General features: G+C 67.2%; 10 protein-coding genes and 1 pseudogene. 6 read left to right on the forward strand and 5 right to left on the reverse strand.

The features are described from left to right. The coding region (locus tag ACFWB0_RS19020) for a CopD family protein (protein ID WP_378492019.1) at nucleotides 1-913 on the forward strand (913 nt) is incomplete at its 5' end. A 7-nt stretch (nucleotides 914-920) separates the two neighbouring features. Here the strand turns inward: ACFWB0_RS19020 and ACFWB0_RS19025 are convergent. From ACFWB0_RS19025 to ACFWB0_RS19035, 3 genes are read right to left on the reverse strand one after another with little or no spacing between them, the layout of a single operon-like run. Next, nucleotides 921-1,577, reverse strand: coding sequence for a UdgX family uracil-DNA binding protein (locus ACFWB0_RS19025; RefSeq protein ID WP_378492020.1), 657 nt, complete (start codon nucleotides 1,575-1,577; stop codon nucleotides 921-923). A gap of 15 nt (nucleotides 1,578-1,592) precedes the next feature. Then, nucleotides 1,593-4,814 (reverse strand): carboxyl transferase domain-containing protein, encoded by a 3,222-nt coding sequence (locus ACFWB0_RS19030; protein WP_378492053.1) that lies wholly within the window; start codon nucleotides 4,812-4,814, stop codon nucleotides 1,593-1,595. Nucleotides 4,815-4,862: 48 nt separating this feature from the next. After that, a complete protein-coding gene (locus ACFWB0_RS19035; protein WP_378492054.1) occupies nucleotides 4,863-5,612 on the reverse strand; it encodes an ABC transporter permease in 750 nt (249 codons plus the stop codon). An 88-nt stretch (nucleotides 5,613-5,700) separates the two neighbouring features. Between ACFWB0_RS19035 and ACFWB0_RS19040 the strand changes: the two genes are divergently transcribed. The 5 genes and pseudogenes from ACFWB0_RS19040 to ACFWB0_RS19060 all read left to right on the forward strand — a co-directional run bounded on the left by ACFWB0_RS19040 (nucleotide 5,701) and on the right by ACFWB0_RS19060 (nucleotide 9,717). Continuing rightward, nucleotides 5,701-6,480: a DUF427 domain-containing protein gene (locus ACFWB0_RS19040; RefSeq protein ID WP_378492021.1), complete on the forward strand. Its 780-nt coding sequence runs from the start codon at nucleotides 5,701-5,703 to the stop codon at nucleotides 6,478-6,480. 75 nt (nucleotides 6,481-6,555) lie between these two features. Further along, the gene (locus tag ACFWB0_RS19045; protein ID WP_378492022.1) at nucleotides 6,556-6,918 is read left to right on the forward strand and encodes a RidA family protein; all 363 of its coding nucleotides are present in this window, start codon (nucleotides 6,556-6,558) and stop codon (nucleotides 6,916-6,918) included. Nucleotides 6,919-6,992: 74 nt separating this feature from the next. Next, a pseudogene (locus ACFWB0_RS19050) lies at nucleotides 6,993-7,426 on the forward strand (MarR family winged helix-turn-helix transcriptional regulator). 108 nt (nucleotides 7,427-7,534) lie between these two features. After that, entirely contained in the window at nucleotides 7,535-8,173 is a 639-nt protein-coding gene (locus tag ACFWB0_RS19055) for a TetR/AcrR family transcriptional regulator (protein WP_378492023.1), read from the forward strand. Continuing rightward, nucleotides 8,170-9,717, forward strand: a complete 1,548-nt coding sequence (locus ACFWB0_RS19060; RefSeq protein ID WP_378492024.1) for an MDR family MFS transporter — start codon at nucleotides 8,170-8,172, stop codon at nucleotides 9,715-9,717. Before ACFWB0_RS19055 ends, ACFWB0_RS19060 begins: the two co-directional genes overlap by 4 nt. A 43-nt stretch (nucleotides 9,718-9,760) precedes the next feature. Here the strand turns inward: ACFWB0_RS19060 and ACFWB0_RS19065 are convergent, their stop codons facing one another. Continuing rightward, complete coding sequence (locus ACFWB0_RS19065; RefSeq protein WP_378492025.1) at nucleotides 9,761-11,314, reverse strand: succinic semialdehyde dehydrogenase; 1,554 nt, start codon at nucleotides 11,312-11,314, stop codon at nucleotides 9,761-9,763. Nucleotides 11,315-11,390: 76 nt separating this feature from the next. Further along, complete coding sequence (locus ACFWB0_RS19070; protein ID WP_378492026.1) at nucleotides 11,391-12,020, reverse strand: SRPBCC family protein; 630 nt, start codon at nucleotides 12,018-12,020, stop codon at nucleotides 11,391-11,393. Nucleotides 12,021-12,112: the final 92 nt, after the last annotated feature.

The raw sequence follows: 12,112 nt of genomic DNA on the forward strand, positions 1-12,112 counted from the left end.
GCGGTGGCTCCTCGGAGCCGCCGCCGGCGCCGTCTCCGGGGTTGCGCTCGGCATGCTGCTGGCCGCGCCGGAGCTGTCGGCGTGGATACGCGCACTGTCGCTGGGAGTGGGGTCGACCGTGCTCGGCGTCGCCGCACTCGCTGTGATGATGCGCAGCATGCCGCGCCCCGATGTGTCCACCGGCGACGTGTGGCGCGCGATCACCGTCCTCGGCGGGGTGTGGCTACTGCTCGAAACCGTTCAGCTCGTCCTCGAAGCCGCCGCGACGGTCGACGTCCCCGTGGCCCGGCTCAGCGCCGGACTCTTCGCCGAATACCTCGGCACAGCCGGGTCGGGCCGGGTCGCGGCCGCCGCGTGGGTGTGCGTCGCCGCGCTCACCGTCGCGGCAGCGCTCGCCTACCGGCGCGAGGCGTCGTGGTCGACCGTGCCGGTGCTCGTCGCGGCGGCCCTCGCTCTCGTCGCGCGACCCGTCACGGGGCACATGTCGCAGCAGGCGTTCGGGTCGCTGCTCGACGCGGCGCACGTCCTCGCGGCCGCCCTCTGGCTGGGAGTGCTCACCGCACTCGCCCTGCTGGTCCGGGGTCGAGGGGCCTGGGCTCGGCTGTTGCCGCGCTATTCGGAGCTCGCGACGAAGTGCGTCGTGGTGCTCGGGGCGACCGGTGTCGTCAACGCGGTCGTGCGCCTCGGGTCGGTGGCCGCGCTCGTCGACTCCGGTTACGGCCGCCTCGTGCTCGCGAAGATCGTGCTTCTCGTCGCACTACTCGGGCTCGCGTGGATCTGGCGACGAACATGGGTGCCCGCGGCGGGTACCCACCGGACCACCGCGGATGTCTCCCTGCGCAATGCCGTGATCGAGGTGTCCGTGATGTCGGTGGCGTTCGGGTTGGCAGCGGCACTCGCCACCACCGCGTAGAGGACGGTCAGAGCAACCCGGCCGCGCGCTGCAGATCGCGCACGAGAGACTCGAACGCCTCCTCTCGGTCCACCCGGGCCCGCAGTGCCGCCGACGGATGGATGGTGGCGAGCACCGCCGGATCGACCCTGCCGAGCAGGTCGCTGCCGCGCAGCTCGTCATCGAGTTGCATCACCTCACCGCGATGCTCGGTGAGCTTGAAATTCTTCCCGATCAGCGCCTGCGCCGCCGTCGCACCGAGACACACCACGATGTCGGGGCGCACCACGTCGAGTTCGGCGACGAGCCACGGCCGGCACGCGGTGATCTGTCCGCCCGACGGCTTCTTGTGGATGCGCCTCTTCCCGCCCGCCGCCCGATCGAATCGGAAATGCTTGACGGCATTGGTGACGTACACAGTTTCCCGGTCGATGCCCGCGTCTTCGAGCGCCTTGTCCAGCAACCGCCCTGCAGGGCCGACGAACGGCTCCCCCGACAGATCCTCCTCGTTCCCGGGTTGTTCGCCGACCAACATCATGCGCGCGTCGTCGGGTCCGGCACCGAAGACGGTGCGCGCGGCGGCTTTGAACAGATCGCAGCCGCGGCATCCCCGGGATGCGGTCGCGAGCGAGAGAAGGTCGAGAGTGTCAGGGAGATATTCCTGAGCCCCGGGATAGGTGACCATACGAAACGAATACCCCTATCGCAGCCGTGAAATCCACGTTCGCGTGTCGGCGGGGTCGATGACGTCGTCGAGTTCGAAGATCGTCGCCGCCTGCAGTGCCTTGCCCCGCTGGTATGCCGCCGCGACCAGCTCGTCGAACAGTTCCTCACGGGCCTCGGGGGTCGGCGAGGCATCGAGTTCCTTGCGGAAGCCGAGCCGCACCGCACCTTCGAGTCCCATGCCGCCGATCTCGCCGGTGGGCCACGCAATCGTGAACTGCGGTGTGTGGAACGACCCCCCGGCCATCGCCATGGCGCCGAGACCGTATCCCTTGCGGAGGATGATCGTGCCGAACGGCACCGTCATTCGCGCACCCGCGATGAAGAAACGGCCGAATCGTCGCACCGTCGCCTGCTTCTCCGATTCCGGTCCGACCATGAAACCCGGTGTGTCGCACAGGCTCACAACGGGAAGGCGGTGTTCTTCGCACAGTTCGAGGAAGTCTGCGGCCTTGTCGGCGGCTTCCGCATCGATCGCACCTCCGAGGTGGTGGCTGCTGTTGGCCAGCATGCCGTAGGCCCGGCCCTCGACCCGCACGAGGGCGGTGACGATACCGATTCCGTAGTCCGGGCGTAATTCGAGCACCGAATCGACATCGGCGACCGCAGTGAGCGCAGCACGAACGTCGTAGGAGCGAAGCCGATTCTCGGGAACCACGTGTCGCGGGAGACGCGGGTCCGGGGCCTCGAAATCGGTTCCCGGGGTGGTGAAGTACGACAGGTATTTCCGGGCCAGCGCGACTGCGTGCTCTTCGTCGCGCGCGGCGAGGTGAACCACACCGTTGCGGCGTTGTACGTCGATCGGACCGATGTCCTCGGGCCGGTGAACTCCGAGTCCGCCGCCCTCGATCATCGCGGGCCCGCCCATCCCGATGTTGGCGTCGGGTGTCGCGATGAGCACATCGCAGACGCCGGCGAGTGCAGCGTTGCCCGCGAAACACCGACCCGATACCACCGCTACGGTGGGCACGCGACCGCGCAGGGCCGCCATCGACCGGAACGTCGACAGATCCAAGCCCGCGCCGTGCGCCGCATCGACATCACCCGGGCGTCCGCCACCGCCCTCCGCGAACAGCACCAGCGGCACTTCGCGGCGCGCAGCGAGTTCGAGGAGCCGATCGGTCTTGCTGTGGTTGTACCGGCCTTGGGTTCCCGCGAGCACGGTGTAGTCGTAGGACATCACCACCGCGTCGGCACCGCCGATACGTGCCGCACCCCCGACGAGACCGTCGGCCGGGGTGTTCTCGATCAGATCCTCTTCGCTGCGACGGCCACGTTGCGCGGCGAGGACGAGCCCGCCGTATTCGACGAAGCTGTCGGTGTCGACGAGGTCCGTGATGTTCTCGCGCGCGGTGCGGCGCCCGCGGCCGTGCCGTCGAGACACCGTGTCGGGACGGGCGTCGTCGAGGGTGACGGCGTGCCGCGCGCGGATCTCGTCGAGATCGGCCCGTTCGGCATCGAGGTCGAATGCGGCTGCGGCGTGATCGGTTCCGGCATCGCGTTCGGTTTGGATCACGGCGACCACCGTTCCGGGCTGCACGGTCTGCCCGGGTCGCACGAGCATCCGGATCACGGTGGCCGAGCCCGACGCGGTGATCGCATGCTGCATCTTCATCGCATCGAGGATCACGATGGGCGCACCGACCGGCACGGTGTCACCCTCTGCGGCCGACTCGACGACGGTGCCGACCATGTCGGCGCGCAACGCATGCTCACCGGCGTGCAGCTCAGGGGCTTCCGCCGGAACCGAGGTCGCCGCGTGCGGGTCGACGAAGTCCGCGAGGCGCTCATCGAACCACGACGTAGTGACCGGGCCCGACCGGAACTCTTTGTCGGTCAGAATTTTCCGGAGGACGTCGCGGTTGGTGGCGACACCGTCGACGACGAACTCACCGAGCGCGGCATCGAGTTTCCGGAACGCGACTCCCATATCGGAAACCCGCACGTGCGCGATGACCTTCGCGAGCAGCGAATCGTAGCGGGCACCCACCTCGAGTCCCGGACGGCCGTGCGTGTCGACCCGGATCCCGGGACCGGATGGTGGGGTGAAGACAGACAGGGGTCCCGTCGAGGGGACGGTCCGGCCGTCGTGACGCAGCGTTTCGGTGTTGACGCGTGCCTGCACGGCCACACCGCGTACACGGGTGGGCACTCCGGCAACACCGTGCGAGTCCGCCGTGATGCCGTCGGGTAGGTCGAGTTCGTCGAACAGGGCACCTCGCGCCACCGCGATCTGCACGGCCACGAGGTCGATCCCGGTGACCTCCTCGGTGACGGTGTGTTCCACCTGGATCCGCGGGTTCACCTCGAGGAACACCATCCCGGCGTCGGTCACGAGGAACTCGACCGTCGCCACCCCACGCAAGTGCGTACCGACACCGAGGCGAGCAGCCGCGACATGCAGGTCGCGTCGCAGTTGTTTGCTCAGTGCGGGGGCGGGGGCGATCTCGACGAGCTTCTGATGGCGTCGCTGCACGCTGCAGTCACGGTCGCCGAGTGCACGCACCACGGTGCCGCCCACGCCGTCGGATGCGGCGACGATCTGCACCTCGATGTGTCGGGCCTGCACGACGAGCGCTTCGGCGTAGAGACGGTCGTCGCCGAATGCACCGAGCGCTTCGGCGGCGGCGGATCGGTACGCGTCGTCGAGGTCGTCGGCACTGCGCACGATCCGCATGCCGCGCCCGCCGCCCCCGGCGAGAGCCTTGATGACGATGCCGCCGGGATTCTGTGCGAGGAAGTCCTCCAGAGCCACGGAGTCCAGAGTCACGGAGTCCTGAGTCACGGAGTCCGAGTCATCGCCCGTGCCGGACGCCGGCACCACGGGAATACCCAGGCGTGCCGCGGCAGCGCGGGCGGACTGCTTGTCGCCGAAGGTCCGCAGCGCGTCGGGATCGGGACCGACGAACGTCACCCCCGCCTCGGCGCAGCGGTCCGCGAACGCGGCGTTCTCGCTGAGGAAGCCGTACCCGGGATGCACGAGAGTGCAGTCCGTGTCGCGGGCGATGCGGAGGATCGCGTCCTGGGCGAGATACGCGGCCGGACCGGAGCCTACGAGGGGAACGGATCTGGAGGCGGCCGCAACGTGCGGGCTTCCTGCGTCGTCCTCGGCGTACACGGCGACGGTGTCGAGGCCGAGTTCGGTCGCCGTGCGGATGATCCGCAGGGCGATCTCACCGCGGTTGGCTACGAGCAGCATTCCCATGCCTCCATCGAAGTCGACGTCGACCTCAATTCATACCGCAGCTCACTCCTCGGGCCTCGGACGCACCCGCAGACGTCCGAGGCCGATCGCGAGCACCACCGCGGTGATGGATCCGGCCGCCATGATCGCCGCGAGTACCACCACCTGGAAACGACCGGCCTCGAGAGGAGACAGCCCGCCGAAGATCGCGCCGACGAAGGCCCCCGGCAGCGTCACCAGTCCGGTGGTCTTCGTCTGGTCGAGGGACGGGATCAGCGCCGCCCGCACCGCGAGCCGGGCGTGGTCGAGCGTCGCCTGCCGCATGGTCGCGCCGAGCGCGAGCCACCCTTCGACCTCCGTCCACCGGTCGTCGACGATCTCGGTGAACCGGCGACCCGTCAGGCTCGCGACCGTCATCGCACCACCGATCACGATTCCGCCGAGTGCCAGTGCATATCGAGGTGTGAGCTCGATGGCTCCGCTGACGAACACGATCGCGAGTGCGGTGCCGATTCCGAGGGCCATGGCGACACCGACCATCACCGTCGTCGCACGTCCTCGCCCGACCCGGCGCGACGCGGTCCACACCGCCACACCGAACATGACCGCGAGCACCAGCGCGACCCACCGGGCGTCGGCGATGACTCCCGTGAGCACGAGGGCAACGAATGCGAGTTGCACTGTGCCGCGCGCGATTGCGTACACCGGCGCGAATCGGTGCGGAACACCGAACGCCCACAGGACAGCGGTGGCCACGGCGGCGAGCGCGGTGACTCCCACCAGTGTCCGGACGAGTTCGAGCGGGTCGTCGATCATCGCCGAGCAGCGTATCCCGCAGATCGCCTCGCCAGGACGGCGCAGGATACGGCCGCGTCGTGTTCATGCGCGATACGGTCGATGTATGTCTGCCCGCAAGATCGCCGCACCCCGGCCCACCCTCGAATCCGACGATTACCTGTACGAACCCTGCGAGCGCCGGATCCGGGGGAAGTGGTTCGGGCGGACGGTCGTGGACAGCACCCGCGCGGTGCTGGTGTGGGCGCCGGGCAAACCCGTGCCGTTCTATGCGTTCCCGCGCGACGACGTGCGTTTCGATCTGCTGTCCGCATCGCTGTCGCCGAGCCGCAGCCGCCCGGACGTGTGGCAGTGGTACGACATCGTCGTCGATGACCGGCGTGCGTACTCACCGGTGTTCCAGCTGGACATCGACGGTCTCGACGACCGGTTGGCGTTCGCGTGGTTCCGGCAGGGTGAACCCGAGCCGGGCGACACGGTCCACGTCGATGAGGACGAGCACTGGTTCGAGGAGGAGGCCGAGGTGTTCACCCATCCGCGCGACCCACACCACCGTGTCGACGCACTCCCGAGTTCCCGCCACGTCCGCGTCACGGTGGGAGATTCGGTCGTCGCCGAAACCCGCACACCTGTGTTGGTGTTCGAGACCGGACTGCCGACGCGCTACTACATTCCCCCCGCCGATGTGGACTTCTCCCAGCTCGAGGAGTCGGTGTTGCGTACGGGATGTCCGTACAAAGGCACGGCCCGGTACTGGTCGTTCACGGGGCAGCAGCCGGCCGAGAACGTCGCGTGGTCGTACGAGAAGCCGCTCGCCGGGATGGAGCCGATCGCCGGGCACGTGTGTTTCTACGACGACGCGGCGGATGTGTCCGTATCGGAGTGAGCACGCCACTTCACAGAAAACATTCAGCACTGAGATAGTTGGCGAACCGCGACTCGACCCCAGGAGCGATCACCGATGTCACTCACCTCCGTCAGCGCCCACCATCCGTACAGCCCGGCGTACGTCGCAGGAGGTCTCGTCTTCGTCTCCGGTGCGCTGTCCATCGATCCCGACGGTGTCGCCGTCGAGGGCCGCACCGAAGCCCTCGACGCCGCCATCGACCGCATGACCGACCGGCTCGCCGTGGTCGGAGGAAAGCTCTCCGACGTCGTCAAGCTCACCTACTTCGTCACCGACCTGTCGCTGAGAGAGGAAGCCAACCGCCAGTTCGAGCGTCTCTTCGCCGAACCGCGCCCGGCCCGGACCTTCGTCGAGGTGAGTGCGCTTCCGTACGGCGCGACCGTCGAGATCGACGCAATCGCCACAGCACCACGCTGATCCCTGGCATCCCCGCGCGGGCCGCGCAGGCCGTATCGTGAACAATTCTTCGGCGCTCAACAGAGGAGGCCTGCGTGGGGCGCGACACTGTTCCCGACCATGATGCCGTCGACGACATCGTGAGCCAGTGGACCCGCGAATGGCCCGGCCTGGACGTCACACCCCTCGAGGTACTCGGCTGGCCGCGCTGCGCCGCTCGGGCACGCCCTACCGGATGACCCCCGGGTAACTCGCCGAGAGTTCACTGGTGACCACCGGCGGCGTCACACTCCGCATCGACCGTCTCGAGAAGGCGGGTTTGGTGCGACGTGAGCGCGACGCCGACGATCGGCGCATCGTGCACGCCGAGCTCACCGAGACAGGCAAGAAGCTCATCGACGAGGTCGCGGTCGCTCATTTCGAGAACGAAACCCGCATGCTCTCCGGCATGTCGGCAGACGACCAGGCCGAGCTTGTTCAGTTGTTGCGCAAACTCGAGCACTCCGTCGTCCGACACCAGGGCGGCTGAAGGCCGTCGGCAGAGATACCCACGCCAGCTCACCGGCACAAGCTCGGTAGAGACCGAAAGCAAGAATCCGATTTGCATCCCTCGGTAGTTGCCATAATGTAAATATTCATGACTGCAACCGACCAGGTGTCGCACCGCGAACGTAAGCGTGCCCGCACGTGGACGGCCATCCACCTCGCCGCCGCGAACGCAGCCGCGACGCACGACCACCTGTCGGACATCACCATCGAAGCGATCGCCGACGCCGCCTACGTCTCGCCACGCACGTTCTTCAACTACTTCAAGTCGAAGGAAGACGCTGTACTCGGCCTGCGCGCCGCCGTCATCAGCGACACCGTCGTCGACGAGTTCAGAATCGAACCCGGCGACGACCTCGTCGAGAAGGTCGCGATTCTCCTTCTCACCGTCTTCCGCACCACCAACCACAAACAGATCACGCAAGCCGAATACTCCGACCTGATGGAACGTCACCCCGAGCTCTCCCGCCGACGCTTCCGGTACATCGACGACGTGCAGGCGCTCGTCGCCGAGTTCGTCACCGAACGACTCGTCGCATCCGAGGGATGGACCTCGGCCCATCCCGACGAATCCGCCGAAGAAGCAGCGCAGATGGTCGTCACCGTCGCGGGCGCCGTGATGCGGGCGGCGATGCGCCCGATTCTCGCGCGCGCAGACCTCGAGGAAACCGATGCCGATGCGCTCCTGCGACGGAAATGTGCGCAGTTCAGGAACGTGACAAGACCATGACGGCGGATACCTCGACAAGCGAACAAGGCACGTCGACGCCTCCCGTCCGCATCGGATTCATCTTCGCGGGGCTGCTTCTGGCGATGCTCTCTGCATCACTGAGCCAGACCGTTCTCAACCCGGCACTGCCCACCATCGTCGGCGAACTGCACGGCGCCGACCTGATGCTGTGGGTCATCACCGCCTACATCCTCGCGTCGACGATCATGATGCCGATCTACGGCAAACTCGGCGACCTCCTCGGCCGCAAACCGATTCTGATGGTTGCCATTTCGATCTTCGTCGCCGGATCGGTGGTCAGCGCCGTTGCTCCGGACATCATCTGGCTCATCGCCGGCCGCGCCATCCAGGGGCTCGGCGGCGGCGGGCTGATGATCCTCTCTCAGGCGACGATCGCCGACGTCATCCCCGCCCGCGAGCGCGGCAAGTACATGGGCATCATGAGCAGCGTCTTCGCGCTGTCGTCGGTGAGCGGCCCGCTGCTGGGCGGATTCTTCACCGAGGGCCCCGGCTGGCGCTGGGTGTTCTGGCTCAACATCCCGATCGGGCTGCTCGCGCTCCTGGCCGCGGCATTCTTCCTGCGTCTACCCGAGCGACGACGGGCGCGTCCCCGGATCGACGTCGCCGGAATGGCCGTCCTGTCCGTCGCGACAACACTTCTCGTGTTGGTCGCCACCTTGGGCGGTGCACAGTTCGCGTGGTCGTCGCCGACCGTTCTCGCGATGATCGCCGCGACCGTCGTGGCGGCGGGACTGTTCCTGTTCATCGAATCGCGCACCGCGGAACCCGTCATCCCGCTGCACCTGTTCCGCGACCGCAACTTCAATCTGTGCACCCTGGCAGCACTTCTCATCAGCGTCTCACTGTTCGGCGTGGCGTCCTACATGCCCACCTATCTGCAGATGGTGGCAGGCATGGGAGCTACCGCTGCAGGACTGATGATGCTCCCGATGATGGGCACACTGTTCGTCACCTCCACGCTCATCGGCCGATACGTGACCCGCACCGGGCGCTACAAGAATTGGCCGATCGTCGGCGCGATTCTCGTTGCGGCGGCCATGGTCGCGCTGTCGACGCTCACCGTCGACAGCCCGCTGTGGCTGCTCGGCTGCTTCGTCGCGCTCCTCGGGCTGGGCCTGGGCACCTCGATGCAGTTGCTGGTCCTCGTCGTGCAGAACTCCTTCCCCATCGAGGAGGTCGGCACCGCCACGGCCAGCAACAACTACTTCCGGCAGATCGGCGCGACACTCGGCGTCGGTGTGGTCGGCAGCGTGTTCACCACCCGCGTGGCCACGCTGATCACCGAGCGGATCCCCGACGCAGCAGACGCCGGGATCCACGCCGACTCCCTCACCCCCTCGATCGTTCAAGGTCTGCCCGACTCGCTGCACCTGGCGGTCGTCGAGTCGTACAACGAGGCACTCACCCCGATCTACCTCGCGATCGCTCCGCTCGCGCTCGTCGCAGCGGTGTGCCTGTTCTTCGTGATCGAAAAACCGCTCGCGACGAGCATCGAGCGGAAGACGACGGTCGAGAAATCCTGAAGCCGACCGCACCTCGCGCTCAGCGGCTGGCAACACTGCGCGCTCAGCGCCCGGGCAGCCACTTCATCGCAGCGACGAACGGCGCCAGCATCTTCGCCCACGCCTTCTTCGGCAGGCCGCGGGGCCCGTCGAGGTTGAGCAGGCGCGTGGTCGCGATGGTCTGCGCTTCGGTGTACTTGAGCAGACCGTCAGCGCCGTGTCGCCGGCCCACACCGGAGATGCCCATGCCGCCCATCGGCGCATCGGTGCTGCCCCACGCCGGTGCATAGCCTTCGTCGACGTTCACGGTGCCCGCGTGGATACGTGCGGCGATCGCCTCACCCTGAGCCTTGGTGGCCGCCCACACCGACGCATTGAGTCCGTACTCGGTGTCGTTGGCACGACGGATCGCCTCGTCGACGTCGTCCACTGGATACACCGACACGAGCGGCCCGAACGTCTCGTCGGCGTAGCACTCGGCATTCTCGGGAACGTCGGTCAGGACGGTCGGTTCGTAGAACAACGGGCCCAGATCGGGGCGCGCTCTACCACCGGCGACGACGGTCGCACCCTTGGCAACCGCGTCGTCCACATGCCCGGACACTGTCTTGACCTGGGTTTCGTTGACGAGCGACCCCATTTCGGCGCCGAAGTCGTAACTCGCACCGAGCGCGACCTTGCGCACCCGATCGCCGAACATGCGCAGGAACTCGGGCGCGATCGACTTCTCGACGTAGATCCGCTCGATCGAGATGCACAGCTGACCGGAGTTCGAGAAGCACGCGCGCATCGCGGCCTCGGTGACCTCACGCAGGTTCGCGCCTTCGGTGACGATCATGGGATTCTTGCCACCGAGTTCGGCGGAGAAGCCGATGAGACGTCGCCCGGCCTGTTCGGCGAGCAGACGCCCGGTCTGCGAGGAACCCGTGAACATCAGGTAGTCGGTGTTCTCGACGAGGGCGGTGCCCACCACCGAACCCGGCCCGGGGACGACGGCGAATACGTCGCGCGGCAGTCCCGCCTCGTACAGCAGATCGGCGACTGCGAGGGCGCAGTACGGGGTCTGACTGTCGGGCTTGAGCACCACGGTGTTGCCCGCGAGCAGTGCCGGGATCGCGTCGGAGACCGCGAGGGTCATCGGGTAGTTCCAGGGTGCGATCACCCCGACGACGCCTTTGGGATGGTGCCTGACCGTGGTTTTCGTCAGGACCGGAAGCATGCCCGTGGCACGGCGTGGGCGCAGCAGTTTCGCGGCGGTGCGCGCGTAGTACCGCGCGGTCATCGCGATATCGAGCACTTCTTCCTGCGCCGACGCTCTGGACTTACCGGTTTCGGCCTGTGCCATGTCCATCAGCTGGTCGCGTTTCGAGATCAGCAGGTCTCGATAGCGATGGAAGATCTCGGCGCGTTCTGCAACGGGCGTCTGCGCCCACGCGACCTGGGCCTTGCGTGCGCGGTCGACCGCGGCCTTCGCGTCGTCGGCTGTGCCGACGGGCACCGTCGCGATCTCGCGGCCGGTGAAGGCCTCGACGACGGGACGCGTGGGCCTCTCGGAGGCGTCGTCGATCGCGATGAGGTCCGCGAGCCGCGCGAAGGTCGCAGCGTTCGGAGCAGGCATGTTGCACCCCTACCGGTGAGTAGAAATTGGAGTTACACCAAACTACCGCGCCGGCATGGCACCTGTCACAGGCCGCTCACTCCCCGGAGTAGAAGGCGATCGTGCGATCGGCCCGCTCGCGAGCCGTCTCCGGGTCGGTTCCTGCAGCCATGTCGGCGTCGCACCAGCCGTTTCCGGCTTCCCGAACATAGCTCAGCCCCTGGGGCGAGAGAGACCATTTCTCGAACTCGGCGGGATCGACCGCAGCACCCGAATCGAGGTGCAGCCCGAGACCGAGGAGCGCCTGATCCCAGCCGATGCCGACGGCACCGGGGCCGTACGTCTCCCAGTGGTCGCCCTCGGCGTGAGCGATGTGCGAAAGCTCGAAACGGGCGCAGTCCCCGGGTTCAGGGATGATCGACACCTCGATCCAGCTCATGCCGCCACCGAATTCCCAGGTCGCCGAAAATGACTTCGGAGGGGTGCAGGTGAGAACCTCGCCTCCGGCGTTGCCTTCGAACTGGTACCGGCCGCCGACGCGCAGTTCGCCGCTGATCGGCAGGAACCAGCGCGGGATGCGCTCGGGGTTGGTGCAGGCATCCCAGAGGTCGTCGGCGTCGGTCGGATAGCTCTGCGACACCGTCACGACAGCGGCGTCCTTGCCGTCGACGACGCGGTGCCCGATGATGCGCCGCAGAGTCTCGGTCCTGGTCTTCACGTCCTTCATGATGTTTGCCTTTGCTCGTCGGAATAACTGAAACTTTCCTCCACTTGTAGGGGTTTCCGTTGCCTCACGACCCACGGGAACCCGTGCAGGCG

The organism is Rhodococcus sp. NPDC060086, from assembly GCF_042730275.1.
Taxonomy (GTDB): Bacteria; Actinomycetota; Actinomycetes; order Mycobacteriales; family Mycobacteriaceae; genus Rhodococcus.

Coding starts and splice junctions, on each gene's coding strand:
- ACFWB0_RS19025 (WP_378492020.1), bottom strand. CDS start 1,577: ATGGTCACCTATCCCGGGGCTCAGGAATATCTCCCTGACACTCTCGAC.
- ACFWB0_RS19030 (WP_378492053.1), bottom strand. CDS start 4,814: ATGCTGCTCGTAGCCAACCGCGGTGAGATCGCCCTGCGGATCATCCGC.
- ACFWB0_RS19040 (WP_378492021.1), top strand. CDS start 5,701: ATGTCTGCCCGCAAGATCGCCGCACCCCGGCCCACCCTCGAATCCGAC.
- ACFWB0_RS19045 (WP_378492022.1), top strand. CDS start 6,556: ATGTCACTCACCTCCGTCAGCGCCCACCATCCGTACAGCCCGGCGTAC.
- ACFWB0_RS19055 (WP_378492023.1), top strand. CDS start 7,535: ATGACTGCAACCGACCAGGTGTCGCACCGCGAACGTAAGCGTGCCCGC.
- ACFWB0_RS19060 (WP_378492024.1), top strand. CDS start 8,170: ATGACGGCGGATACCTCGACAAGCGAACAAGGCACGTCGACGCCTCCC.
- ACFWB0_RS19065 (WP_378492025.1), bottom strand. CDS start 11,314: ATGCCTGCTCCGAACGCTGCGACCTTCGCGCGGCTCGCGGACCTCATC.
- ACFWB0_RS19070 (WP_378492026.1), bottom strand. CDS start 12,020: ATGAAGGACGTGAAGACCAGGACCGAGACTCTGCGGCGCATCATCGGG.